The sequence below is a fragment of the Bradyrhizobium sp. NP1 genome, assembly GCF_030378205.1.
GTDB lineage: Bacteria > Pseudomonadota > Alphaproteobacteria > Rhizobiales > Xanthobacteraceae > Bradyrhizobium.
This window is the reverse complement of sequence record NZ_CP127385.1, coordinates 5,932,529-5,958,250: the sequence shown is the minus strand read 5'-3', so window position 1 is coordinate 5,958,250 and position 25,722 is coordinate 5,932,529. Positions and strand designations below refer to the sequence as shown.

22 protein-coding genes are annotated in these 25,722 nt (G+C 62.8%); 8 read left to right on the top strand and 14 right to left on the bottom strand.

The features are described from left to right. The first annotated feature begins 301 nt into the window (after nt 1-301). Nucleotides 302-3,520: an ABC transporter substrate-binding protein gene (locus tag QOU61_RS28900; protein ID WP_289654616.1), complete on the top strand. Its 3,219-nt coding sequence runs from the start codon at nt 302-304 to the stop codon at nt 3,518-3,520. 199 nt (nt 3,521-3,719) lie between these two features. On the opposite strand, the gene QOU61_RS28895 is transcribed toward QOU61_RS28900, so the two are convergent. Beyond that, nucleotides 3,720-5,195 carry a GH1 family beta-glucosidase gene (locus QOU61_RS28895; RefSeq protein ID WP_289654615.1) on the bottom strand — a complete coding sequence of 492 codons (1,476 nt, stop codon included), beginning with the start codon at nt 5,193-5,195 and terminating at the stop codon, nt 3,720-3,722. Between the two features lie 53 nt (nt 5,196-5,248). Further along, nucleotides 5,249-7,180 (bottom strand): glycoside hydrolase family 17 protein, encoded by a 1,932-nt coding sequence (locus tag QOU61_RS28890; RefSeq protein WP_289654614.1) that lies wholly within the window; start codon nt 7,178-7,180, stop codon nt 5,249-5,251. Between the two features lie 250 nt (nt 7,181-7,430). On the opposite strand from QOU61_RS28890, the gene QOU61_RS28885 reads away from it, so the two are divergent. Further along, a complete protein-coding gene (locus tag QOU61_RS28885; RefSeq protein ID WP_289654613.1) occupies nt 7,431-7,610 on the top strand; it encodes an SGNH/GDSL hydrolase family protein in 180 nt (59 codons plus the stop codon). A 32-nt stretch (nt 7,611-7,642) separates the two neighbouring features. Here QOU61_RS28885 and QOU61_RS28880 read toward each other — a convergent pair whose 3' ends face one another. Next, nucleotides 7,643-8,827, bottom strand: a complete 1,185-nt coding sequence (locus QOU61_RS28880; protein WP_289654612.1) for an acyltransferase family protein — start codon at nt 8,825-8,827, stop codon at nt 7,643-7,645. Nucleotides 8,828-9,352: 525 nt separating this feature from the next. Between QOU61_RS28880 and QOU61_RS28875 the strand changes: the two genes are divergently transcribed. After that, complete coding sequence (locus QOU61_RS28875; protein WP_289654611.1) at nt 9,353-9,598, top strand: hypothetical protein; 246 nt, start codon at nt 9,353-9,355, stop codon at nt 9,596-9,598. Nucleotides 9,599-9,706: 108 nt separating this feature from the next. Here QOU61_RS28875 and QOU61_RS28870 read toward each other — a convergent pair whose 3' ends face one another. Continuing rightward, on the bottom strand, nt 9,707-9,955 hold the full coding sequence (locus QOU61_RS28870; RefSeq protein WP_289654610.1) for a response regulator: 249 nt from the start codon (nt 9,953-9,955) through the stop codon (nt 9,707-9,709). Between the two features lie 114 nt (nt 9,956-10,069). Continuing rightward, entirely contained in the window at nt 10,070-10,447 is a 378-nt protein-coding gene (locus QOU61_RS28865; protein WP_289654609.1) for a hypothetical protein, read from the bottom strand. 451 nt (nt 10,448-10,898) lie between these two features. Between QOU61_RS28865 and QOU61_RS37285 the strand changes: the two genes are divergently transcribed. Beyond that, a complete protein-coding gene (locus tag QOU61_RS37285; protein ID WP_354142549.1) occupies nt 10,899-11,135 on the top strand; it encodes a metallophosphoesterase family protein in 237 nt (78 codons plus the stop codon). Nucleotides 11,136-11,476: 341 nt separating this feature from the next. On the opposite strand, the gene QOU61_RS28855 is transcribed toward QOU61_RS37285, so the two are convergent. The 8 genes from QOU61_RS28855 to QOU61_RS28820 all read right to left on the bottom strand — a co-directional run bounded on the left by QOU61_RS28855 (nt 11,477) and on the right by QOU61_RS28820 (nt 19,145). Further along, nucleotides 11,477-11,827, bottom strand: a complete 351-nt coding sequence (locus tag QOU61_RS28855; RefSeq protein ID WP_289654608.1) for an antibiotic biosynthesis monooxygenase family protein — start codon at nt 11,825-11,827, stop codon at nt 11,477-11,479. A gap of 121 nt (nt 11,828-11,948) precedes the next feature. After that, on the bottom strand, nt 11,949-12,563 hold the full coding sequence (locus tag QOU61_RS28850; RefSeq protein ID WP_289654607.1) for an NADPH-dependent FMN reductase: 615 nt from the start codon (nt 12,561-12,563) through the stop codon (nt 11,949-11,951). After that, nucleotides 12,544-13,014: a MaoC family dehydratase gene (locus tag QOU61_RS28845; RefSeq protein WP_289654606.1), complete on the bottom strand. Its 471-nt coding sequence runs from the start codon at nt 13,012-13,014 to the stop codon at nt 12,544-12,546. Before QOU61_RS28845 ends, QOU61_RS28850 begins: the two co-directional genes overlap by 20 nt. Continuing rightward, nucleotides 13,011-13,469 (bottom strand): FAS1-like dehydratase domain-containing protein, encoded by a 459-nt coding sequence (locus QOU61_RS28840; protein WP_289654605.1) that lies wholly within the window; start codon nt 13,467-13,469, stop codon nt 13,011-13,013. Before QOU61_RS28840 ends, QOU61_RS28845 begins: the two co-directional genes overlap by 4 nt. After that, nucleotides 13,466-14,635 (bottom strand): thiolase family protein, encoded by a 1,170-nt coding sequence (locus tag QOU61_RS28835; RefSeq protein WP_289654604.1) that lies wholly within the window; start codon nt 14,633-14,635, stop codon nt 13,466-13,468. Before QOU61_RS28835 ends, QOU61_RS28840 begins: the two co-directional genes overlap by 4 nt. Nucleotides 14,636-14,645: 10 nt before the next feature. After that, nucleotides 14,646-16,043, bottom strand: coding sequence for an acetyl-CoA carboxylase biotin carboxylase subunit (locus tag QOU61_RS28830; protein WP_289654603.1), 1,398 nt, complete (start codon nt 16,041-16,043; stop codon nt 14,646-14,648). Beyond that, the gene (locus tag QOU61_RS28825) at nt 16,036-17,604 is read right to left on the bottom strand and encodes an FAD-dependent oxidoreductase (RefSeq protein ID WP_289661826.1); all 1,569 of its coding nucleotides are present in this window, start codon (nt 17,602-17,604) and stop codon (nt 16,036-16,038) included. Before QOU61_RS28825 ends, QOU61_RS28830 begins: the two co-directional genes overlap by 8 nt. A gap of 5 nt (nt 17,605-17,609) precedes the next feature. Then, the gene (locus QOU61_RS28820) at nt 17,610-19,145 is read right to left on the bottom strand and encodes an acyl-CoA carboxylase subunit beta (RefSeq protein WP_289654602.1); all 1,536 of its coding nucleotides are present in this window, start codon (nt 19,143-19,145) and stop codon (nt 17,610-17,612) included. Nucleotides 19,146-19,279: 134 nt separating this feature from the next. Between QOU61_RS28820 and QOU61_RS28815 the strand changes: the two genes are divergently transcribed. Genes QOU61_RS28815 through QOU61_RS28805 form a run of 3 tightly spaced genes read left to right on the top strand, consistent with a single transcriptional unit; the run spans nt 19,280 to nt 22,247 of the window. After that, entirely contained in the window at nt 19,280-19,498 is a 219-nt protein-coding gene (locus QOU61_RS28815) for an acyl-CoA carboxylase biotin carboxyl carrier protein subunit (protein WP_289654601.1), read from the top strand. 18 nt (nt 19,499-19,516) lie between these two features. Continuing rightward, nucleotides 19,517-20,683, top strand: a complete 1,167-nt coding sequence (locus tag QOU61_RS28810; RefSeq protein WP_289654600.1) for an acyl-CoA dehydrogenase family protein — start codon at nt 19,517-19,519, stop codon at nt 20,681-20,683. Nucleotides 20,684-20,699: 16 nt separating this feature from the next. Continuing rightward, entirely contained in the window at nt 20,700-22,247 is a 1,548-nt protein-coding gene (locus tag QOU61_RS28805; protein ID WP_289654599.1) for a rhodanese-like domain-containing protein, read from the top strand. Nucleotides 22,248-22,463: 216 nt separating this feature from the next. Here QOU61_RS28805 and QOU61_RS28800 read toward each other — a convergent pair whose 3' ends face one another. After that, entirely contained in the window at nt 22,464-23,846 is a 1,383-nt protein-coding gene (locus QOU61_RS28800; protein WP_289654598.1) for an aminotransferase-like domain-containing protein, read from the bottom strand. Nucleotides 23,847-24,050: 204 nt separating this feature from the next. Between QOU61_RS28800 and QOU61_RS28795 the strand changes: the two genes are divergently transcribed. Then, nucleotides 24,051-25,673, top strand: coding sequence for a class I adenylate-forming enzyme family protein (locus tag QOU61_RS28795; RefSeq protein WP_289654597.1), 1,623 nt, complete (start codon nt 24,051-24,053; stop codon nt 25,671-25,673). Nucleotides 25,674-25,722: the final 49 nt, after the last annotated feature.

The window sequence follows — 25,722 nt, the reverse complement described above, 5'->3', positions numbered from 1 at the left end:
TTCGGGCGCTCTCCAGAGAGCGCCCGCTCTTTCGATCGGGTTCCAGAGGCTCCATGGCTTTCTACGAATAGTTTGCGTACCAGTTCTGGCGCCTCGTCAACGCGCAGCGGGAGGTAGCGAAGCTCGCCCAGACCGCCATCGACTTTCCGCCGATGCAAAAGGTGCGAGCTTCTGGAAGCAGTCAGATCGAGGGGCGATGAAGGCACACGTGAGCAACTAGCTGGAATTGCAATGCTGCGGGCGCGCAGGGTGTTCACCGCGAGCACTTGATCCGTCGAACGCGAGACTGGGCAGGTGCACGATGCAGGGATTCTCCTTGATTGGTCGATGGAAGCGACAGTTCGTCAAAGGACTCGTCGCGAGCCTCGTGTTGTTGCTTGCGGCAGCCCTCCTGCCGCATCCGGCGAACGCGCTGGAGAAGGTCTCGCTTCAGTTGAAGTGGAGACACCAGTTCCAGTTCGCCGGCTACTACGCCGCACTCGCAAAGGGCTTCTATCGCGAACACGGACTCGAGGTCGAGATTCGCGAAGGAGGCCCTGGTGTAGATGCGGGCACAGAGGTCGCCTACGGGAATGCCGATTTCGGTGTGTGCACGACCAGCGTTCTCGCCAGCGGCGTTGAGCGTGAGCATAATGTCGTCCTCGCCGTGATCTTTCAGCATTCCGCCGCGATCATCATGGTACCCCACCGCGCCGGCATCCACGCGGTCTCTGAATTAGGCGGGCACCGCCTGATGGATGCCCCCGGGAGCGACGACATCGCGGCGATGCTGAAGCACGAGGGGGTCAACTACGCGGACCTGTTCCGCGTTGCGCACTCGGGCGATCCGCGTGATTTGCTCAGCGGAAAAGCGGACGCGATGGTCGCGTACAGCACGAACGAGCCTTATCTCTTCGAGGAATACGGCACACCCTATCTGGCCTTCTCGCCGCGCGACTACGGGTTCGACTTCTACGGCGACAACCTGTGCACATCGAGACAGCAGGTTGCACAGCATCCTGAGCGCATACGGGCGTTTCGCGCTGCAAGTCTGAAGGGCTGGGCCTATGCGCTCGCCCACAAGGACGAGATCGTCGATCTGATTCGAAGCGAGTATTCGGCGCAGAAGACGCGAAAGGCGCTGCTGTTCGAGGCGATACGAAGCGAAATGCTGATCCGACCGCGTCTCAAGCCGCTAGGCGATCAGAGCATCGAGCGCTGGACCAGCATTGCCAAGACTTACGCCGATATCGGTATGCGGACCGAGACGAAGCTGCCCGAAGGCCTGATCTACCACCCCGATGACGCGGGATGGCAACACCGGCTGCAAGCGCCGCTGCTCTGGGGCCTGTTTTTAGTGGCTCTAGTGTCCGCGCTCGGCTGGATCTTCTACCGCAACGCCCGCGTGTTTGGCGCGCTGCACCTCAGCGCGGTAATGGCGGGCTTGTTCGTCCTTCTCAGCATTCCCCTGCTGATCTTCGTCCTTGCGTTCAACTATCGACAGAGCGCTGCAGCGATTAACGCGATCCTGAACGATGTCGTGACCAAGACCAAGCAGGCCAGCATCGAGGACGCGGAGAACCTGATCAACCCCGTTGCGGCGACCCTCGAGCTGCTCGCGGCGGTGGCTGCGGAGGATCCGGCGGTCTTCAGAAAGGAAGAGAGCCGGAATCTGCTCTACCAGGCGCTCACCTCGGCGCGGCAGATCGATGCAGCCTATGTCAGCTTCGAAGACGGCTTTCACCGGGTCGCGACTCGGGTCGACGATGACCGTAGGCGTTCAGATCCGAAGATTCCGCCGTCGGCGAATTGGCATTCCAGCTATATCGACAGCTTTTCTGGCTCTCATCGACGCGTCCGGCATCGCACCTTCTTCGATACGTGGCCCCACGTTGTGGGCAGCTATGATGTCGAGACGATCGAGGATATCAGGGCCCTTTCGGGCTACCAGGCCGTGAAGGAGGCGCGCGCGCTGATCATCGAGGGACCTTGGCCCAATCCGGATACCAACACTCCCGTCATTACCCTGCGATATCCGATCATCAAGGATGGCTCCTTCATCGGTTGCGCGTCGGCCAATATTACGTTTGACGTGCTGGCACGGTTTCTCACCAGCCATCGCGCCAGCCCACGCAGCACCACGATCATTGCCAATCCGAACAAGGGCACGATCATTGCCTATCCCGATCCAAAGAAAACCGCCCGTGTGGAAAACGGCCGGCTGGAACTCACGACCCTCGACACTATTGCCGACGACAATGTTCGCGAGGCCTATCGGTTGCAGCGCGAGACCAACAGCGACGACTTCTTCTTCCGCTCTCCGCAGACCGGCCATGAATTCAGCGCGTCTTTCACCCGATATCCCGGTAGTTTCGGACAGCCGTGGGAGGTCATCATCCTGACGCCGACCGACGACTTTGTCGGCACCCTCAAACGAACGAACCGGCAGATGATCGCCCTGATTGCCGTGCTGAGCGGCATCGAGTTGCTGTTGATCTATTTCATTTCGCGACGGTTGTCGCAACCGATCGAAGGAATATCGCGGGAGTTGCGGTCAGTCCAGGACCTGACGTTCTCGTACGCGGCGCCGGCATCGTCCAGCATCAAGGAGATCAAGGAGCTGCAAGCCGCGGTTTCGCTGTTCGATGCTTCCTTGCGTTCGTTCTCTTCGTTCGTGCCATTGGATGTCGTCAGAAAGCTGATCACGACCGGAACGCCCCTGACGCTCGGTGTCGAACAGCGCTTCATGACTGTGCTTTTTACCGACTTAAAGGACTTTTCCACACTATCGGAGCAAATGGCGCCGAATGATCTGCTCGAGCAACTTTCTCGCTATTTCGAGGTCGTCTCTCAGGCAATCGCGGAGGAATCCGGCACCGTCGACAAGTTTATCGGCGATGGCATCATGGCGTTCTGGGGCGCGCCAGCCCATCGCGACGACCATGTGCTCCGAGCTTGTTGTGGTGCGTTGCGCGCAGCACGGCGGATGCAGCAGCTCAACGCCGAATGGAGCGGGCAGGGGCGGCCGCCATTGCAGCTTCGGATCGGGTTGCATTGCGCGGATGTACTCGTCGGCAATGTCGGTTCGAGCAAGCGCTTGAGCTACACCGTCATGGGAGACGGAGTAAACGTGGCGGCGCGGCTGGAAGGCCTCAACAAGGCCTTCGGTACCACGATCTGCATCAGCGACAGTGTGTTCAATGCCGTGTCGTCTCAGGTGGTGGCGCGGCCGTTGCGCCAGGTTCGCGTCAAGGGCCGCGAACAGGAATTCATGGTGTTTGAACTGCTCGGGATGATAGGTTGCGGCGACGCGGAAATTGAAGCGCGGCCCTCCGACCAAAGGTTGAGCCAGCTGACGTGGCAAGCGTCAGAGTATTTCGAGAGGAGGGATTTCAGCGAGGCGGCTCGTCGCTATCAGAAAATTCTGGAGGAATTCCCGGACGACCCGGTTGCGAAGTCGATGCTGGAGGTAGTGTTCTCGAATATCATGCCCACGGGAACGATGGGCGCCGGTAGAGCCGCCCGCGGACGAGGCAGGTGAGCCAAGCGGATTTGGCTGAAAAACGCGCCCCTTATGCCGGGATCGGTGCTGGACGCGCTAAGCCGCGTGAGGAGGGACGGTCCGCATCCTTTGACCACGCCCCAGACAAAGGCACCATGCGTTCCGCCACCGTGGAGTGCGAGACTCACGTTCTTCAAATGGAGCCTTGCTCATCCACTCCGCCCACACGGTTTGCGGACTAAACCACGGCGTTGTGCCTAATGATCTCGCGATAGAATGACGCGCTCAGCTTTGGCGTGCGACGCTGCGTATCGAAGTCGACGTTGTAGAGCCCGTAGCGCTTTTGGAAGCCGTCCGACCATTCAAAATTGTCCATAAGGCTCCACACGAAATATCCGGACACGGGAATACCCTCCGACGTCGCGCGCTGCAGGTGAAGCAAATGGTTGCGGAGATACATGATCCGATCCAGATCGTAAAAATTTCCGTCGGCGGCAGGTTCATCGGTCGCCGACGTTCCGTTCTCGCTGATGTAGATTGACTTTACGCCCCAAAGCTTCGCCACGTGACGCGGCGCCCAGTACATCGCCTCGGGAGCGATCCTGAGCCAGGCGGAATCCATATGTGGAAACGACGCGGGAAATGGGATCAGGGTGAAGCCTCGGTCGTTGTCAGCCGCAACGACGTAATGGTCCGGCCTGTAGACATTGAGCCCTACAAAATCGATCTGGGATGAAATGATGCTCAGATCCCTGGCCGTGTACGATGGGGCATCTTTTCCGACCCGGGCCAGATAGCCTTCCGCATATTCTCCCTCGAGCATAACAGTCAGATAGGCAGCATTGAGTTCGCGTGTCGCGATTTCTGCAGCGCGTATGTTTGCCGGTGTTTCAATTGCAGGTATGCAGATGACGATGTTTTCGGCTGGACCAACCTTGGTTCCTGTCCGTCCGTGCGCTCGGATCGCCTGCACCGAAAGACCCTGTGCCAGCGCGACATTGTGACGAACCTGGTTCAGTTCGGCTCGGGACAGCTTCAGGCCGGGGGCGTCGAGGCCAAGGCCATAGCCAAGATGAACAAACCTTGCGCACTCGTTGATCGTGCAAATGTGCCTCACGCGATCGGTCAAACGTTCTGCGACGTGTCCCGCATAGTCCGCAAAGGCATTCGCAGTGTCGCGAGATATCCACCCGCCGAGACGATCCTGAAGCGCCTGAGGCAAATCCCAATGATACATGGTCGCAAACGGCTCGATGTCGTTTGCCAGCAGTTCGTCGAGAAGTCGATTGTAGAAGTCGAGGCCTTTCGGGTTTGGGGTGCCTGATCCTTCCGGGAAGACGCGAGGCCACGCAATCGAGAAGCGATAGGCCTTCGCTCCCAGCGCCTTCATCAATTGAACGTCGTCCTTGTACAGATGGTAGTGGTCATCAGCGACATCTGCATTGCCAAGTTCGGCACTTGTCTCGGGTCTGTGAGTGTAACTGTCCCAGATTGACGGACCTCGTCCATCTTCGTTGACGGCGCCTTCAATCTGATAGGCTGATGTGGCTGTGCCCCACAGAAAGTCACTCGGAAAGCCGGATATGAAGCCCTGGCCGGTGAACCGGCTCTCTTGGGCTGTGCCGGCACCGGCGGGCTCAGTGGAGGCCGCCGCGGGTCCGAGAGCCGCCCATCCCGCAATCTTGCCAAATTGGCGCCGAGAAAGTCTGCTCACTAACGCAACCTCACTTTCCAGAACCCAAGACTTTTGCGTCAAGAAAGGATTAGCTATCGCGCTCGCCCCTTGATGGGATGGTTGCCGCGAAGCGACCGACTGGCTGTGCCGGTCGACGATTCCAGTTCGGGGACTAAGGCGACATTGATCGGCTGCAATGCGCGACGTTCCCTGCCGAACATCTTCCAAAGGACGACGGGCATACTCGATAGCGTACTGAGGACGACAACCGAACGCGTCGGCCACAGCGTGGTGCCTAACACGAAATACATCACTGAGGTCCACAAGGACTGCCAGTTGCGGACCCCTTCGTTGAAAGCGATATAGAGCGCAGCAGCTAGGAACAGGCCCGCGAACATGGCCTCAGTGAAGGGGCGGATCTCCGATTTTCGAGGATTGAGCTGCGTCAGAGTCCAAATCGGCACAACCGCCATCGTCAGGCCGGCAAACGGAAAATCGCGCGAACGTGGGTCGAATACGAGGACAAACGCAGTTTCTGCTGCGACCAGAGTGGTGACGGTGAACATGAACCCGAGGATCCGCGTGGGCAACGATCGCGTTCTGCCGTCGCTCGGACCGAACCATTCCAGAAGGGTCGGCAGCGGGCGCCCCGACATCAACGCATTGGAGCACAGGAAGGGCGCGGCTATTCCTACGGCAAGCAGCAGTCCTTGGACAAGCCAACCGGCGAAGCCGTAGCTCTCACAAAGCATCTTCTCAGCGCTTAGGCCCAGCAGAATCCCGCCGACTGTGGCGGATGTTGCCACAGCAAGCCACCGTGCTGCGACTCCTGCTGCCAAGAGCCGAAGCCGAAGCGTCAACCACGCTGCTACGAATACGGAAATGCCGAAAGCGAGGCCGGCCACCAGTTGCACCTTCCAGAACGGATAGTTGCTGACGGCCAATCCAGGTGAATATTTCAGCCCACGAGTCCCTGCATCGAACAGGCCCCAGTGGGCGCCCACTGTTCCTTCCCACTGACGCTTCCAGGGCTCGTCATAGGCCTCGAACAGATTGACGCGGAAATCCTCTCGTCTGGCCAGGTCGAGGACCTCGGACGTGAAACGAGCCTGATTGATGCGAGATGGCACCGCGCTTTTGCGCATGCGCCCTCGGCTTGGCCACCCAGTTTCACCGATCAGGATCTCCTTGCCGGGGAAGGCAAGGACCATTTTCTTACGGACATCATCCACATGCGCCGCAGCGTCTTCGGCGCGGACTGGAAGGTCTTCCCAATATGGCAGGACGTGAATTGTCACGAAATCGACGTCGCTGCCGACCTCGGGGTAGCGCAGCCAGAATTCCCAAGCATCGGCATAGCTCACCGGAATAGTGACGCGAGCCTTGACAGAGCGGATCGTCTCCCGAAGTTGCGACGCGGTCATTTCTCCCCGGAGTAGCACTTCGCTGCCGACGATGATCGCCGTAACCACGCCTGGATAACCCTTAGCCTGCAATACGGCGCTGTCGATAAGAAGCGCGTTTTTCAGATGATCGCGTCCGATCCAAACGCCGAGAATAACCTTCAGACCCGCCTTCGAGGCGAGTTCGGGCACCTTGTCCAGTCCGTTCTCGACTGAATAAATGCGGATACATCTGGATATCTTGGCAAGATCGGCGAGATCTTCCGCGATCTGTTCCGGACTGATGATTATTCGGGAGTTCCACGGGCTCTGCCGGTATCGAAACGGCGCGTAGGACACGCAATCCAGTTTCTTGGTGGGATCAATCGGCGCCGATACCAGCGTGACAGGCAGGGCCAACCACCACCAGACCGCGGCAATTATGGCCAAGGAGACAAGCAGAAGTGCGAACGGCCTGCAAAGTGCATTTGCTGTCTCTCTGACTGACGTGAATGCCGCGGTCCGCGGCTTCCAGCCGCCAGGGGCGTCCCGTACGGCAACATCGATGGCGGCCGGATTCGCGCTGCTCCCGTGCGGAGAAGGTTTGTCAGCTTTGCCGGTCCCGCAGCTGTCGCGTGCCATTGGCCTGCCCGCCAGACCCCCAGGAATTCTCAAGGAAGAGTTGATCGATGCAGATCAATTCCGGCTATGCAGATTCGGCAAATTCGATGGGGCTGGTTGCGGCGCGGCATCGTCGATCCCTGTGCCTCGCTCACCAAGGGGCTAACGACCCCAAACCAGCCCGCGTCGCTGAACAAACGACTAAAGACGTCCTCCATCTCAGGCGGGAGTCTATGCATCTTACGCGACGCAAGCGGCCTATGTTGCAAACATGAAATCGGTGGCCTATTCCGCTAACGTGCCGTTTATTGACGTCTGGGGGCTGTTTGGCGGCACCTGGAATTCGCGCGCAATGTACGATTCACTTCATCCGAACCGGACCGGCTATGGGCTCATCGCGGGTTATGCAAGAGCCGCCGTTCTTAATCCTTCCGCACGCAGCTTGAGTTAGCATGTTGATCGGGGACGCTTCGAGCGCATGATCTAAAGAACGTGGCTCGCGCCAGGGATCTTGCGCAGCGCCGCTGTCGCGGCCCAGCTCAGAATGACGGTGAGCACGAAGGCAACAAGGGCCTTGGCGATCGCGGAAATGTCGAAGTCGAACAGCCAATATTGCAGCCAAAGCACGATCGGATAGTGGACCAGGAACATGCCATAGGCATCCGGCTGCATGGGGTCGAGTATGCTCCGGCCTGATTGTTTGAATCTCAGGAAAAAGGCCAGGATCGTAAACATGATGGCGACGCTGAACGCCGCGAAGAACAGGCCATAGGTCGCCTCGTACCAATCCGGCAGCCGCAACGGATTCCCCAGTATTTCGCGCTTGATATAGATCAGCACCCACATGAGGCAATAGGGAACGAGCGTTGGAATCGTCCAGGGCCAGGTTCGCTTGGCGAGCTGGCCGTCCGCTGCCAACAACCCGCGATCCAGATACTGCGCGCCTATGGCTGCGCCAAAAAAGAAGTAGGTCGCATAGAGCAGCACGCGGCCGTGCTGAACCGAGAACGGACCGAACTCGAACCAACTGCCCGGTCCCCAGTAAACTCGCCCCGGGATATACAGCGCGGCAGTGACGGCAAGCATGACCGCGAAGAACTGGGCCGGATGGTCACGGCCGCGCAGCGACAGGCGATTAATCGGATCAAGCAGCCGGGGCCAAAGCTGATACAGGAGGCTCGCAACCAAGTCGAAGGCAAACAAAACCCAGAGAAACCAGACCGGGCCGCTCGGCCAGGGGCCGACTGTGACCGTTTTCCACCAGAACTCGGCAAAGCTCACGTCAGGCGATTGGCGCAGTTCAATCGCGTAATAGGCCAATGGAATGATCGTGAACGCGCAGATCACGAAAGGCAATCCAAGCCTGATCAGGCGGTCACCCAAATAGTTCACGGGTCCTTTGCGAGCAAGCCCCGACCACACGAACAGTCCCGACAGAAAGAAGAACATCGCCATGAAGAAGCTGTCGGTGGCGAGAACGATCATGTCAAAGCCGATCCACGACTTGGGATCGGTGTGGCCGAAATGGGTGTAGGGAATGACGGCGTGATGCAGCAGCACCACCAGCGTCAGGAAGGTGCGGGAGCGATCGAGCGCTGCGTTGCGCGCTTTGGCCCGTGGCGCAGTGCCAACATTCGCGGCCACGGTCGAGTGCGAGATTGAAGTCATGACACCTGCCCGGGTGAGCTGGTTGTCTCATGCGATTGCCGCGAATGGCGATGTGCCTGCACCGGCCACCCGCTCTGCCGTTGAAGCATAGCAACTTAATGCCGGTTCGCCGACTATGCAATTTCGGAATCGTCTAAGGCCGCGCGGACCCGCCCGACGCGACGGTTTCTTTCTTGGTCGCGGTGCGCGCAACGCCGTGGTCGTTATCCCCAAGCGCGAACGCGAAAACTCCGCTTTTGAATTGGAGGTGGTCAAAGGTCATTTTCAAAAGGGGAGGCTTGGCATCGGTCCTTATCGAAATGATGGGCCCCATAAGGCCGATATCATCCCGGCGTAGCGCGACCTACAGCATGGCGTGTGCTTACTGTGCTCGGCAGCAACGGTGGGCGCTGCTCTTGTGGCGCGGCGGTTTTGATCTCGCAGTTCGGGCCGAGTTCTAACAAGCGTTCACAACTTCATGACCAATGCAGCGGTTTCGCAAGTTGCTTCATATATTATCGACGTGCCCCTAACGAAAGAAAGTCCATGTTGCGTAAGATCACGGTTGTTGTTGCTATCGCCGTTGCCCTCGGCGGTTCCGCGCTCCCCACCAGCGCATTCGCACGTAGTGCCTTCGCGGCTGATCGTGTTGCAACCGCACCCAAAGTTGGTGGTAGCGAGCGCGTTCTCCATGGCGGGGAACGCTACTATGGCTGGCAAGAGTCGGTTCGCCGCGGCTACGAGCGGGATCCCTGGGGCCACTGGGGCGCCTATTATGGCCCCATGATTTGAACTTCGCCAGGCGCAGACGCCTCGCATCCTGATGGATTGTCGGCGATCGCACCGGTCCCCGGCAAGCTCACATCGGATTACGCATGTTCGGTCCACCATTCCCGGCCATCAGACTTTTGGGGAGTGCGAGCGGATTTTGCGAGCTTCCGGAGGCGCGGCGAGGATGTCCCGGGCCGCTGCCCGCCCGCTTTTGCCTGGCATGGTGATGTCAGTGATGACGATGTCGGGCATCTCTAACTCGAAAGCGGCCATCAACGATTGTGCATCCTGTACGATCTGAACGTCGCAATCTGAGCTGATCAGTGCGTGGAGTTGCTGAGCCATCGCAGGATGATCCTCGGCCAGGACGGCGCGCATCCGTCGTACCTGTCTTTCTCAAATGCAGTCAGTCAACTCGGTCATTCCTTGTCCGCTGCTTCTCTTTCGGTTCGGGCAAGGCAGCCGGCTGTCTGACCCGCGCGGCGATAGGCATTAAGTCTTGTTTCTATTCTTGCTCGCGCCCCTCAAGGGCGGTGTTGGTATCAATTTCGCCGGGTCGGTCATCTGCATGCAGGTCAACAGGTCAACATAGCTGCCTGTACCGGCTAGAGTCGCTTCCTGCGCGCATCGATCACGCGTGGAAGCGGGGTAGGTCGACCAGACGGTACCAAGCTGCTCTCGGGCGGCGTTTTCGTCGCGCATGCAGTTCTCGACAGATTGAGGCAAATCGAGATTCATAGCCTTGTCCGTGGCAGCTGTGGCTCTGCAAGTCTCTTCGACATTGATAATCGGCACACGATCTCCGACAGGTATAACCAACGGGTTTCCAAGTGGACTAGCAAGCATGATTGATAACAATACGATGTTCATGGGGACTTCCTCCGGTTACTGATGCACGAGCTGCCACGATCCGACGCTGGCACCGGTTGCTTGCCCAAGAGCACCAGCGATAGCAGCGCGGCCGTCTTCATCTAGATTTCCCGCCGTCATCTTTCAGTCTCACCGGGTTCGCTTGGAGCTGCCCCAGCATGCCAGCTTCTACGCGCAACCAAATCTTGTTTGAGTGTCGTTCGCGAGAGCAATCGTTGCAAACGTAGCGGCGAAAGTGGTCGTGGCGCCGGGTGAGCCCGGCGTGCCGGTGGTTTTCTGTGCGGCTGCCGGCAGGCCCGACATGGTCGCGATGGCTGTCGCTGCTAGCAGTCGGCGCCGAATGCTTATTGTCGCGCTCATGGTTCGCTCCGTCCATGCCGATGCGAAGCCGCACTCTGAGGGCGATGAGAACCCATCGCTATGCAGATTCGGCTAGTTAGGTGGACGCTGCATCTACGTTCTGCACGACCTCAGAACACTCCGGCCCGAACCAGTCTCGCGCGGGGTTGACGTCGTCGTTTGCGGCCACTCGCATCGGCCCCGGATCGAGACTATTCGCGGGGTGCTCTATCTCAATCCGGGAAGTGCTGGGCCGCGGCGTTTCAACTTGCCCGTCACAGCGGCGACTTTGGATTTGACCGCAAGCGGTCCTAGGCCAACCATCCATGATCTTGGTAGTGCGACCTGATCGGGGAGGCGACAGGGGCGATGGATCGATCCATGAACTTTGACGCGTTCTCGCAGTTGGAGTTTCCGCTTTAAGCCATTGATCTCTGATGCGCGAATTTTGGCTCAGTTGGAAAAATTCTCTCGAAATATCAAGGCCAACAGGATGTTTCTTAATCAGGGGCTCCCAGGTTCGGGCCCTGGTGCGCCGACCAAGCCTTTCCAAGCGCTTACAGAGAATTGCGGAGTCTCATTCCCACAACTTGAGCAAGCGGCTGTCGATACATGCGACGTGAAGGATGACGTTCGCCGCATCGTCCGGCAGCTGATTGCCAATCCCAGAACAATGGGAACGGACGGCCGTCACGCCGGCGAAAGGGGAAATCGTTCGGCGGCTTCGTGCAGGGCCTGGAGCAAGCCGGACGGATATTCCAGTTCCACTTCGCAGAGCGATACAGTCTGCGATCCGACGAGATGCGGGCGGATCGCGACGATCGAACGAGCGTATTGCTCGGAGGATTCCCAGGCCTGGATAGCGGCCTGGTTCTCCCACAGCGTCACCGTGATGACGCAGTCGGGATCGTTCGTGTCGCGGGTGACCCAACGGGCGAGACGGCCCGGCACGTTCATCTTGCTGAAGTCGCGACGGTAGAGATCGTGCACGGCCTCCCAGGCGCCCGGTTGGAGGCGGCTCCAGTACAGACGAAGGAACATTGCCCTCTCCTTTAAGTCCGCGTCGGGCAAGTCGATGATCCACAAAACATCGTCCGGCCTGACCCATCGGTGTTGCGCGCTGCGTCCGGGAAATCGGCTTTCCGCCTTCCCGCCGCACGCTCTATCGAATGATTTCCTGTTCGAGACGGATCACCGCCTCGCTCATCCGCGAGAAGCGCACGACTTGCTGTCCTACCGTTTCGAGTTGGAAACGAGAAGACAAATCGATGCACTGACCGGCATCGTCGAACAGTTTCGTCGAGGTGTTGAGTGCCGCCCCCATGGGGGTCGGCCAGCCCCGCAGCGCATGCGCGATAGATCGCAGTGCGGCGAGCGTCTGTCCGGTCGCCTGCCATCCAGCGGCGCAGGCGATCAGCCCGACCGCGAGGCCGTCGAAATAGACGCGCTCGGACGACCGTAATTCCTCCGCGTAATCGAGTGCGTTCTTCACGAGGCCGGACAGCGAGCCATGGTAGGCCGGGGACGCGATCACGATGCCGTCGCAACGGCGATAGAGGTCGACCAGCCGCTCCGCTTCGGGCGTGTTCGGCATCTGACCCGGATTGTACATGGGAAGCATGAGGTCGGGGCCGCTGATCATCACGGTTTCGGCACCGTCGGCGGCGGCGGCCGCGAGACATACCGCCAAGGCGCGTTCCGTGGTCGATCCGCCGCGCGGTGTCCCGCCGACCCCAAGGATGAGCGGTCGTTTGCTCTCACGCATGCCGTTCTCCAATCCCCCCGAAATCCTGACGAGCCGGTTCTTGGTCCGGCCAAATAATCGTCGCCTTACCTTCGGCGACCTGCCGGTCGCCCACGAAGGCTGCGAGGTCGCAATCGATGCCGGGCTGGGCTGTGTCTTCCCGGCGCGAATTGACGGCCACGATCGTCGTGACCGTATCGCCCGGCCGGACCGGGGCCAGGAACCGCGCCGTGACGCGGCTGACACTGCCGCGCGGGCCGGCGCGATCGGTGAGCGCGCGGCACATGAAGGCCATCGTCAACATGCCATGCGCGATGACCCCGCCGAGCTTGGCACCGACCGCATAGTGATGATCGTAGTGGATCGGATTGAAGTCACCCGAAGCGCCGGCATAGCGGACGAGCTGGGCGGTCGTGACGGGCCCGCAGGCCGCCTCGAAGCGGGAGCCGAGTTCGATGGTGGAGAGGTCGGGCACGGATATCATGCGAGGCTCTGCTCTGCCGACCGATAGACGGTCGTGCGGCTGGAGACGAAGACGAGATCTCCGTTCGCATCTCTGCCCTCGAGATCCTGATGCAGGAGCTGCATCCGTCCCTTGCGGCCGTCCTTGTCTTCGACCGCGCGCAGCTTCATCTGGCAGGTCAGCACCATGCCGGCCGTGATCGGACGAACGCTCGCAAAGGACGTCTCGCCGGCCACGATCCGGCGCCGATCGAGATTGGCGATCCAAGGCGGGTCCTTTGGCAGGCGGAAGGAGGTCGCGAAGGTCGGCGGCGCGACGAGATCGGCATAGCCTTGCTGCTTCGCCGCCGCCGGTTCGTTGAAGATCGGATTGCCGTCCCCGATCGCTTCCGCGAAGCGGCGGATCGCGCCGCGTTCGACCTCGACGGTGAAGGGAGCGGTCTGTGTCCCGACCAGGCTCCTGTCGACTTCGCTCACGACAACGCCTCGACTATGGTCGCGGTGCCGAGACCTCCGCCGCAGCACATCGATTGCAGCCCGTAGCGGCCGCCGCGGCGCTCCAGTTCGTCGATCATGATCGTCATCAGCCTCGCGCCCGTCGACCCGAGCGGGTGACCGATCGCGATCGAGCCGCCATTCACATTGACGCGGTCGAGATCGGGCTCGATCTCCTTGAGCCAGGAGCCGAGGATCGGCGCGAAGGCTTCGTTGATCTCGAAGAGATCGATCTCGGACAGCGCCATGCCCGAACGCTTCAGGATCGCCTGCGTCGCCGGGATCGGGCCGGTCAACATCAGTTCGGGATCGACGCCGACGACCACCTGCGCCTTGAGCCTGGCGCGGGGCCGCAGGCCGAATTCGCGCGCCGCTCGCGCGCTCATGACGAGGATCGCCGACGCTCCGTCCGAGACCTGGCTCGCGTTTCCGGCCGTGACGCGGCCGTTCTCACGAAAGGCCGTCTTCAGAGAGGCGAGCTTTTCGCGCGAGGCGTCGGCCCGGATGCCCTCGTCCCGGGTGAGGGGGGATCCGTCGACCGCAACGACGGGGACGATCTGCCGATCGAAACGACCCTCCTGCGTCGCCTCGGTCGCGAGCGCGTGGCTGCGCAGCGCCAGATCATCCAGGTAGCCACGATCGAGCTGCCAGCGGTCCGAGATCCGCTCGGCGGCCTCGCCCATCGAGGGCATCGAGAAGCGGCGCACCAGCTCCTCGGGATGGCGACGACCATATTTGGTGTCTTCGTTCCCGCCCTGCGTCTTCGACATCAGCTCGACGCCGCAGGCGATCACGATTTCAGCGATGCCGCTCCTGATCATGTTGTCGGCGACATGCACGGCCTGTTGAGAGGAGCCGCAGGCCCGCTGTACGGTCATGCCCGGCACGGTGACCGGGAATCCGGCCATGAGAAGGGCCGTGCGTCCGACATTTCCGGCCTGCTCGCCGACCTGTGTCGCGCAACCTGCCACGACATCGTCGATCCGCGTGGCCGGAACTCCGCTGCGGGCGACGATCGCCTTCAAGGTCTCGGCAAGAAGAGCGGCCGCATGCCAGTCCCGCAGAGCTCCGCCGCGCCGTCCAACCGCCGTTCTGACGGCCTCCACGATGACGGGCTCGCGATCCTCCAATTGGCTTTCTCTCGTCATCGGTGCCTCCTTAATTGGCGATTTCGGCCGCAAGACCGGTATGAATCGCGCCCGCCCGGAAAGGCCCATGGCGAAGCGCGCGCAGGATGAACGGGATATTGGTCTTCACGCCCTGGACCTCGAAATCGACGAGGGCCGTCGCGAGAGTGTCGAGCGCCTCGTCGCGGGTGGCGCCATGCGCGATGACCTTGGCCAGCATCGGATCGTAGAAGGGCGTAACCTCGCAGCCCTGGGCATAGCCGGTCTCGATTCTCAATCCCGGTTTCGGCGAACAGGGCCGGAAGCGCTCGAGCCGTCCAGGCGAGGGCATGAAGCTTTGCGGATCTTCCGCGTAGATGCGTGCCTCGACGGCATGGCCGTCGACGTCGACCTCCTCGGGCAGCACGTCGGCGATCGCTGCGCCGGCGGCGAGGCGGATCTGCGCCTTTACGATGTCGATGCCGGTGACCATCTCGCTGACGGCGTGCTCGACCTGAAGGCGGGTATTCATCTCAAGAAAGGAGAAGCCGCCGTCATCGGCCCGCAGCATCTCGATCGTGCCGATATTGTCGTAGCCGAGCCCGGCCAGGATGCCCGTCGCGACATCGGCGATGGCGCCGAGCGCATCGCGGGGAAGCGCTGGAGCGGGCGCCTCCTCGACGACTTTTTGGTATCGGCGCTGGAGCGAGCAATCTCGCTCGAAGAGATGACGCGCGGCCCCGTATCTGTCGGCGAGGAGCTGGAACTCGATGTGACGCGGCCGCGCGAGATAGCGTTCGAGATAGACCTGGCCGTTGCTGAAGCTGCGGGTTGCGAGGGAGCGTGCGCGCTCGACGCCGCGGGACAGGCTGGCTTCGTCCTGGGCGATGATCATGCCGATGCCGCCGCCGCCGGCGGCCGGCTTCACGAGGACAGGATAGCCGATCTTTCGAGCGGCGGCGGCGATGTCGCCCCCTTCATCCAGCAGCTCCGAGCCGGCGGCGACAGGCATGCCGTGGCGCCGCATCAGATCGCGGGCCTCGGTCTTGTGGCCCATCGCCTCGATCCATCGCGGTGACGGGCCGATGAACGTCATCCCGGCGTCTGCGACCGCATGGGCGAAGGCAGCGTTCTCCGACAGGAAGCCGTAGCCGGGATGGATGGCATCGGCTCCGCTCTCGCGGGCGACGGCGATGATCTTGTCGGCCCGCAAATAACTTTCGCGCGCCGGCGGGGCGCCGATGCAGAAAGCCTCGGTCGCCGCGTGCAGATAGGGCGCCTTCGCATCGGCTTCCGAGAAGATGGCTACCGATGCAATGTCGAGCTCGCCGAGCGCGCGGATGATCCGCGATGCAGCGGCTCCGCGGTTGGCGACCAGCACCTTCTGGAAAGGCCGGTTCAGCACCGATCGGCGCACCGCGCCGGGATCATCGACGAGGATCTCAGCCACGGATCGGCTCCCGGCTTGCGGCCTCGCGACCGGCAATGCGTCCGCCGATCATGCACTCGGCGAGGTTGCCGCCGCTGAGATAGAGATGCCCGAACACCGATCCCAATTCGCCGGCGGCGTAGAGGCCGGGGATCGCCTCGCCGAACGGGTTGAGAACCTCCTGCCGCGCGTTGTGGACCGGGCCGCCCTGCGTGTTGATGACGAGTGGCCAGACCTGTCCGACATAGAAGGGCGGCGTATCGAGTGGGACCATCGTGTCGGGACGCCGGCCGAAGGCTTCATCATCGCCGGACGCGCAGGCCCGGTTCCAGGTCGCGATCTCCTTCCTCAGGATATCGGGATCGACCCCGATCCCGTCCGCCAACGCGTCCCAGCTGTCGAACCGCCGGAAGAAGCCGAGTTCGACCTCCCGCGAATTGTCGGCGCTCCATTCGTACCAGCCGTCGCGCCCGTTGATCGCGCAGCGCCCGAGCGGGTACATCCGGCGACCCTTCTCGTCGAAGACGATGTGGGCGGGGATGCGGGGGAAGTCCTGGTTCTTCGAATCGTAGAGATCGAGCGGACGAACGCCGAAATCGCCGGGGTAGGGCGGATATTCGTCCATGAAGCGGCGCCCGGTCTTGTCGAGGAGAATCCAGGCGAGCCGCGGCAGTTGCCTGCCTCCGGCCGGTCGTCCCTGCTGGTCGACGACCCCGAGATCCGAGGTGCTCTCCGGATGTCCCGGGTGCCACATCGGAATCGCCTTGAGATACAGACCGTAGGGATAGGAAGGGTCCGGATGGCGGAAGCCGTAGGGTCCGTGATAGTGCCACATGTGCCAGAGCGCGGCCCCGACCTCCTGGGCCATGGCGATGCCGTCGCCCGTATTCCCGAGGAACGAAGCTGATATCACCGGATCGGCCTGGAAGAAATTCCGCTTCATCTCGGAATTCGCCTCGAAGCCACCGCAGGCGAGAATGACGCCGCGTCGCGCGCGAACACGCAGCTGCTGTCCGCCCGCTTCGACCACGACGCCGCAGACCCCGGCTCCCTCGCGGATCAGTCGCCGGACCGGATGTCCCAGATGGACGGCGATGCCGCGCGTCCGGAGATTGTCTTCCAGCACCTTGAACAGCCGGCATCCCGGCCGAATCCCCCGTACCGCGTGGAATGAAGCGGCACCTTCGAGCGCCGGGACCTCGGCCACCTCGCAGTAACCGAGAGCCTCGGAACCCGGCAGCGGATAATTCCCTCTTGCCGGCGTGACCTTCACGGTGGCTCCGCTCACCTCGGCGAGAGCGCGCACCCAGTCGGAGACCTCCGCCATGCCGTCGGCAAGGACCCGCAGAACGTCATGCGGAGTCCGTCCGCCGCAGGTCGCCTTGAGATAGTCGAAGGCGGCGCCGGCCTCGAAGGCGATACGGATTCCGCCTGCCGACACGATCGAGAGACCGCCGGGATCGGGCATCTTCTCGAAGACGGCGACCTGCGCTCCGGCATCGTGCGCCGCGATGGCCGCGGCGGCTCCCGCGGCACCGAGGCCGACCACGACGACATCGACTTCCTGCATGTCCTTCGCCATCTCCGTCACGGCATGATCCGTCGCTTGAAGCCGGGCGCGACACGATCCGCCGTGCAGTCCAGGGCATGAATGATGACGCGGCGCGTTTCGGTCGGATGGATGACGTCATCGATCAGCGCCATCTCAGCCGCGAGATAGGCGGAGGATTGCGCCTCGACTTTCTTGAGGATCTCCGCTCGCTTCGCGGCCGGATCGGATGCCTTGGCGATCTCCTTGCCGTGGACGAGTTCGACGCCGGCCGCGGTGCCCATCACGTCGAACCGCGCCGTCGGCCAAGCCACGATGCGGTCCGGCTTGGTCGATTTGCCGCCGAGCGCGATATAGGCGAGCCCGATCGCCTTACGCAGGATGACGGTGACTTTTGGGACGGTCGCGCTGACGATCGAATTCAGCAGTTGCGAGGCCAGCACGACCATGCGCCGATCCTCGATGTCCGGGCCAACCAGGAAGCCGGGACAGTCGATCAACGAAACGATCGGGATGTGGAAGGCGTCGCAGATGTCGATGAATCGACGCGCCTTGACGGCCGCCTTCTCGTCGAGTGCGCCCGCGAGCTGCATCGGCTGGTTCGCCACGATGCCGACCGCGCGCCCCGCGATCCGGGCCCAGGCGGTGATCAGGTTTGGGCCATAGCTCTCCTTGTACGGCGTGAGCTTCCCGTCATCGACGATGAGGCGCAGGAGCTTGCGCATGTCGTAGGCGCGCCGATGATTGTCAGACACGAGGGCTGTGATCTCGCGCTGTCCCTGTTCGGTGTCGCCGGGCGCGGGGCGTGACGGGCGGATCGGCGGCAGCTCGTCGCTGCTCGACGGAAAATAGGACAGAACCTCGCGGATCGCGGCGATGCTGTCGGCATCCGTCTCGCCGAGATGATCGGCGAGGCCGCGCTCGGTCGCCACCTTGTCGGCGCCGCCGATCTCCTCGGCGCTGACGTCGAGGCCAATACCGACCCGCACCACGGCCGGGCCCGACATCCCCATGAAGCCGGTTCGCGTGATGGTGACGAAATCGGATTGCGCTGCCGTGAAGGACGGTCCTCCGAAACATGCGCCCATGAGGCCCGCCACCTGCGGCACCACACCCGAGAGCAGAAAGTGCTCGCGGAAGCGGACGCCCATACCCGCGGCGACCGCGCCGTTGCTCTCCTGGAAACGTCCGGCGCCAGCCTCCTGCAGCGCGATGAAGGGCTTGCGATGCGCAAGGGCGAGTTCGCGAATCCGCGCGATCTTTGCTTCCGCCACCCGCCCGCGGGTGCCGGCAAGCACTGTGGCATCCTCGGACACCACATAGACGATACGGCCGTCGATCCGCCCTGAACCGGCCACGAGACCGTCCGCCGGCGTCCGATCGCGCAGGCCGGGATGCTGGCTGCGACCGTGGACGCCGATCTCCTCGAAGCTGCCCTCGTCGAGGAGCAGATCGAGACGCTCCCGCGCGCTCCGCTTTCCTGCCGCGTGCAGACGATCGAGAGCCTCCGGGCCGCCCATGAGCCGGGCAAGGCGTCGCCTCTCCGCAAGCTCCTCCTCGGTCGCTTTATCCATGCGATCCTCTCATTGTGGGTGCAATATCACGGCATTGTATCTACATCAAGGGACACAATTTGAGGGATACGATCTAGACAAAGATCGAAATTGTCAGCTACTCATGGAGACAGGCGCGAGACCCGGGAGGCATTGTGTCGATAGAGATCAAGGCGGAGATCGCCGGCATCGTCTTCGAAATTCTGGCGGAGCAGGGCGCTCGCGTCGCGTCCGGCGAGACAATTCTGGTGATCGAATCGATGAAGATGGAAATCCCGGTCGACAGCAGGAGTGACGGCGTCCTCGCCGAGCTTTGCGTCTCCGCGGGCGATGTCGTCGGTGTCGGCCAGGTTCTGGCGCGGATCAAGGGGTGATCCATCAAGGGGCGATCCATGGACTTTCAACTGACCGAGCGGCAGCGCGAACTCATCGATCTCGCCGGTGAGCATTATCGGCGATCGCTGAAGCAACTGGCTTCCGACCACACCCGCGAGGGTATTGCGCGGTTGCGGGGCAAGATGGCCGAGGCGGGACTCCTCGGCCTCAACATGCCGGAGGAATATGGCGGGGCCGGCCTGCCTCTTCTCGACACGCTGCTCGTCATCCAGAAGCTGCAATCCTGCGCCTCGATCGTCGGCGCTCTGGCGCATCGCAGCTCGACCGGCGCGATCGGAGCCATCCTCGAACTCGGGACTCCGGAGCAGAAGTCGTTCTTCGTCGGCGGGGTCTGCCGCGGCGAGTTCGGGGTGAGCATCGGCATCACGGAGCCGGAGGCCGGGTCGGCGGCGACGGCGATGAAAACCGCTGCTCGTCGCGACGGGAACGACGCTGTCGTGTTGAACGGCAAGAAGCAGTTCGTCAGCTTCGTCGACCACAACAGCTACACGCTCACCTACTGCCGTTTCGGCAGCACGGGAAAACCCGCCGATATCGGCGCGGTGATCGTGCCGCATGACGCGCCGGGCTTCTCTCACAGCCAGGGTGGGATCAACATGGCCGATGAGAGGCTGTTCGAACTCTTCTTCGACGACTGCCGGGTGCCCGCGCAGAATGTGCTTCTGGACGGCAATGCCTTCGGGCGGCTCATCAGCGTCTATAATGCCGAACGGCTCGGGAGCATCGCCCGGATGCTCGGATCGGCCCAGGCCTCGTTCGAACTCGCCGTCGCCTACGCGAAAGAGAGGCGTCAGTTCGGCCGCGAGATCGCGGATTTCCAGGGCCTGCAATGGATGCTGGCCGACATGAAGGTGAAGCTCGAGGCCGCGCAGCTCCTGACCTACAGGGCGGCATCGAATGCCGGCCACGGCTTGCCGAGCCGCAGCGAGGTCTCGATCGCGAAGGTCTATACCGCGCAGGCGGCTCGCGAGATCTGCGACGATGCGCTGCAGATCCATGGCGCCAACGGCTACATGAAGGAATTCCCGCTCGCCCAGCGCTACGCTGAAGTCCGCGGCGGCTCGATCTACGGCGGCACGATCCAGATCCACAAGAACATGATCGCGGGCGATTTGCTGGAGCGCTCGAACAATCAATGGAAGCGTGCCGAGAAGGCAGGCTGACGCCATGGTTGGTGACATGGCTGGCGACATCGATGTCGATGCGCTCGCGGGACTCATGGCGGAGCGCCCGCGCTCGCTCGCCCTTTTCGACATACGTGAGGCAGGCGAAGCGGAGCAGGGGCACATCCCGTTCGCGACCTTCCTGCCCCGCAGGCTGATCGAATTGCGGATCGGGGAACTGGTTCCGTCCACCGCGCAGGACATCGTCGTCTATGATGGGGGCGAGGCGGACGGACGTGCGGCGTTGGCCGCCGCGACGCTCGCGGAATTCGGCTATCGGGCTGTCCGTATCCTGACCGGCGGCCTCGGCGCATGGAGGGCTGCGGGCCGTCCCGTCGCGACCGGCGTGAACGTTCCCAGCAAGCGTTTCGGGGAAGAAATCCACGAACATGACGGCGTCGAGTCGATCGATTCTGATCGGCTCGCGCAGATGCGGGCCGCCGGCGAGACGTTCGAGCAATGGGATGTGCGCACGCCGGCCGAGTTCGGCCGCGCCACTCTGCCCGGCAGCCGCAACGTTCCAGGCGTCGAGATCGTCGGCCGGGCGACGGAGGCGGCACGCGAGGGCTCGCTGGTCGTGGTTCACTGCGCCGGGCGGACACGCGGAATCATCGCCGCCCGTACGCTGGCGCTCCTCGGAGTTGAACGGGTCGTCGCGCTGGAGAACGGCACGATGGGCTGGCGCCTTTCAGGCCGCACTCTCGTGCCTGGAGATCGGGTCGAGGCGCCGTTCGACGACGACGGAGCCGTCGCCGGCGCCCTCGCGGATGCGAGCGGCGTCTTGCGTCTTTCGCCGGCGGAGGTCGAGCGCCGGGCCCGCCGACACGCCTCGGAGCCGGTGATCCTCGTGGATGTGCGGAGCGAGGAAGCCTATCTGGCCGGGCATATCGCGTCCTCCTGCTCGCGGCCCGGCGGGCAGCTCATTCAGTGCACGGACGAAGTTCTCGCCGTCGAGGCGGTACCCGTCATCCTTGTCGACGACGGCAATGGGCGCGCGGCCATGGCCGCCTATTGGCTGCGCCGGATGGGGTTTTCGGAGGTCGCACTGCTCGATGGGGGTGTTCCGGCCTGGCGGGCCGCGGGCCTCCCTCTCGCGAAGCGGCCGGCCACGGTCCCGGCATGGCTCGCCCGCCTGCGTGATACTGTCCCTTCGGTTGCGCCGAGCCGCCTTGGCGAGGCGTCGCGGATCGTGCTCGACGTCGGCACGAGCCGCGACTTCAAGAAAGGGCACATTCCCGGCGCGCTCTGGCTGCCCCGCGGGTGGCTCGAGGCGCGGCTGGCCGAGATAAGCCAGGATGGTCTGGACTTCGGCCGGGAGATCGTCGTGACGGCCGCGGACGAAAGCCAAGCCATCCTTGCGGTCGCGACGCTGCGCCGGCTCGGGCACCGTGCAAGCTGGCTCGCGGGCGGAAATGCCGGCTGGGTCGCGCAGGGCGGGACCCTGGAGTCGACCGAACACCTTCCTCTCGATCTGCCGCAGGATGTCGTCGATCCGCCCTATCTCAAGGGAGAGGCAGGGATGCGGGCCTATCTCGACTGGGAGATCGCCCTGACGGGGAGCTAGTGGAGCGGATTTGACGTTCGCTACCCCTCTCCGCGCTTCCTTGATGCGAACGTCAAATCCAAAGCTCCACTAGAAGCAATCATTTGCTAGTGGTCCTTTGATTCTGACATTCGCAAAAGAGCCTGCCACGACGGGATGCGAATGTTAGAATCGGACCACTAGGCGCGCAGTCCGCTCTGACCGAATCAGGGTGGTGCTCTCGCGATAAACTCAAGCTCAGATGATGGTCGCCGACAGGATCGGCCGGCTGTCGAGCATGCCCTTCAGTGTGGTCAGGCCCCGATGAAGGAGGTTGTCCCCGGCTCCCGGGCTGAGTGAGAGCCGCACGGCGCCAGGTGGGCGCACGCCGTCGGTTGCGAAATTGTCGGCGGCGACCACGGCGACACCCTTGCGGCGCGCTGCCGCCTCGAAATCCAGCGGCCGCCATTCCGGCGGCAGGCTCAGCCACATATGGACCGAAGCCGGATGAGAACGAACGCGATCGGGTCCGAGAAGCTCGACCGCGAAGGCGACACGCTCGGCGATGATCGCACGCATTCGCTCGATCACCCGGTCAAGATCGGGATGGCTGAGGATGCTCGATACCATCTCGCCGACGAACGGCGAGGGGCCAAGCGTCATCGCGTGAAGCGTGTTCGACAGGGCCTCGTTGAGAGAGGGCGGGCAGACGACAAACCCCGTTCGGAAGACCGGGCTCAGCCCCTTGGCGAGGCCGGTCGCATAGACGGTTCTCTCGGGCGCGAGGGCTGCGAGTGGCACCGGGCGCTCCGCCAGGATTGCCGCTTGCGCGTCGTCCTCGAACAGCGTGAGCCCGAGCTCTTCTGCGACATCCGCGATCGCCTGCCGCCGCTCGAGGCTCATCGTGGCGATCGTCGGGTTGTGCAGGGTCGTTTGAAGCGCGACGACGCTGGCGCCGGTTCGCACGACGGCTTCACGCAACGCCTCGGGGCGCATCCCCTCCTGGTCCATTTCGACGCCGACGAGGCGTAGCCCCTGGAGCGCGGCGAGAGCCTTCAGGCCCGGATAGGTCAGTTCATCCGTCAGCACCACGTCGCCAGGACCGGCGAGCGTCGCGAGAGCGACCTGGATCGCCTGCTGAACTCCGGCGCAGATCAGCACGTCCTCTGGACGCGCCGAGAGCCCTGTCCGACCAAGCCATGTGGCTGCGACGGCGCGATGGGCCGGGAGCCCGGCCGCGGGCGGATATTTTTGCAGTGGCAGAAAGGCAGCGCGCTGGGCCAGGGTCGCCAACGACGCCGAGACGAGATCGCCAAGGCCCGCGATCGGCGCGCGATAACAGGAAAAATCGACCGTGCGCTCTTGCGCCGCAGGCCGGAATTCCAGTCGCTGCCCGATATTCCGCCCCGCTCTGACAAAGGTGCCGCGACCGACCTCGCCGCTCACGAGGTTCTTCTCGCGGGCCAATGCGTAGGCGCGCGTCACCGTTCCGACCGTGACGCCCAGGCTTTCGGCGAGGTCCCGCTGGGGCGGCAGCTGGCTGCCGGGAGGCAATTCGCCGCTGTCGATCGCCTGTGCGATCGCGGTCGCGATCACGATGTAGCGGGGGCCTTCGAGATCGCGGATGTTAGGTGTCCACATGGATCATGTCCGTCGCTACGCTTTTGGGAGAAAAATCTGGCGTCGTCGAAATGTATCTTAGCATACAATGACATTGACGTCGATTGTATCCATGTCCTAAGCTCAGATGTATCGATCCAGCCGGAGGGGCCGGGCGAGACGCTACGCGGATTGAGGATGGCGGCACCAGGAAATCCCTTCGTCGACGCAACCTACGGCTCGGCGTTGAAGTGGCTGGCGGATGAATTCGGCGCGCGGGAAGCGCTGGTCTTCCGGGGAGAGCGATATTCGTTCGCCGACGTGAAACGGAGGGTCGACGAGGCCTCGCGGCGCTTCGAGGCGCTCGGCCTGCGGCCGGGTGATCGCGTCGCGCTGTGGTTGCCCAATCGGCCGGAATTCCTCTGGTGTTGGCTAGGCGCATCGCAAATTGGCTTGATCACCGTCGTGCTCAACACGCGGCTGAAGCTGCCGGAGGTTCGCTATCAGCTCGCGCAATCCGATAGTACTGCGCTGATCATTCCAGGTCGTGGTTCATTTCGCGATTTCCCCGCAGAAGTTGCAGAATTGTGCCCGGAGGTGCGGGTACAGTCGGCGGCTGCGCTGGCGCCGGCCGAACTGCCCGGACTTCGGCGAATCGTAACGCTGGATGCCGGGCCCGGTTGGCCGGGACTCGTCGAATGGCCGCCCTTCGGTCAGGAGACGGATGCAGAAGCACCTCCCGTCTATGCGGACAATCCCGGCGAGCCTGCCCTGATCTCCTACAGCTCCGGGACCACGGCGCTTCCGAAGGGAGCGTTGATCACCCACTGCGTGTGGCGCAAGGCTTTCGATATCGGCGAACGCGCCGAGCTGACCGGCGACGATCGGCTTTATCTCTGCATCCCGCTGTTCGGTTCGATGGCGATGATGAACGGCGTCCTGCCATTGTGGGCGCGCGGCGGGTTGGTTGTTCTCGGGGAGCGGTTCGAGGTGCGCGAATTCCTGCGGAGCGTTTCGCAGGAGCGCTGCACAGCGGCGCATTTCCTGCCGCCGATGGTCGAATCGCTGGTCGCCTCGACCGAGCGCGCCGATTTCGATCTGTCGAGCCTTCGAATTGGCTGGGTGCTCAGCAGCGAGCGCCGAATTTTGGAAATGGTCGCCCACGATCTGGCCGTGTCCGGCATGATGACCGGATACGGCCTGACGGAGACGACGACCGTCCTCACGCGCAACCGGTGGGACGATCCGCTCGAGACGCGGATCACCACGCAGGGTTACGCGCTACCGGACGTCGAGCTGCGTGTCGTCGATCCCGAATCGGGCCGGGACGCCCCGACGGGCGAAACCGGGGAGATCTGGGCCCGCGGCTATTGCATCACGCCCGGCTATTTCCGGAAGCCCGAGGAGAGCCGCAAGGCGCTGACGCCGGACGGCTGGTTCAGGACGGGAGATGGAGGCTCGCTGGACGAGACGGGGCGTCTGACGTTTCGCGGGCGCCTCGGCGACGGCTACAAGAGCCGGGGCTTCAACATCTCGCCGGCCGAGGTCGAGGCCGTGCTCCTGGCCCACCCGGACGTTGATGCGGCCGCCGTTGTGGGCGTCGCTCATCCGCGTTGGGGGCAGGTGGGCATCGCCTTCGTGGTTCCGGCTGAAGGCCGCGCCGCCGATCCGGCGGAACTCGCCGAATATCTGAAGCCGCGCCTGTCGTCGTTCAAGCTCCCGGAACTGATTGAGCGCGTGTCCGAACTCCCGCTGACCGCCGGGACCGAAAAGGTCCAGAAATTCGTCCTGCGGGCGGAGGGAGAGCGTCTGCTCGCCAGCCGGCTGGCCGCATCGCCGGGCGAGCGAGAGAAGAGGGTGGTCAACTGAACCCGACCGCAGTGTTGGGCACAGCAAACGGGGCGGCAACGCTCGCCAA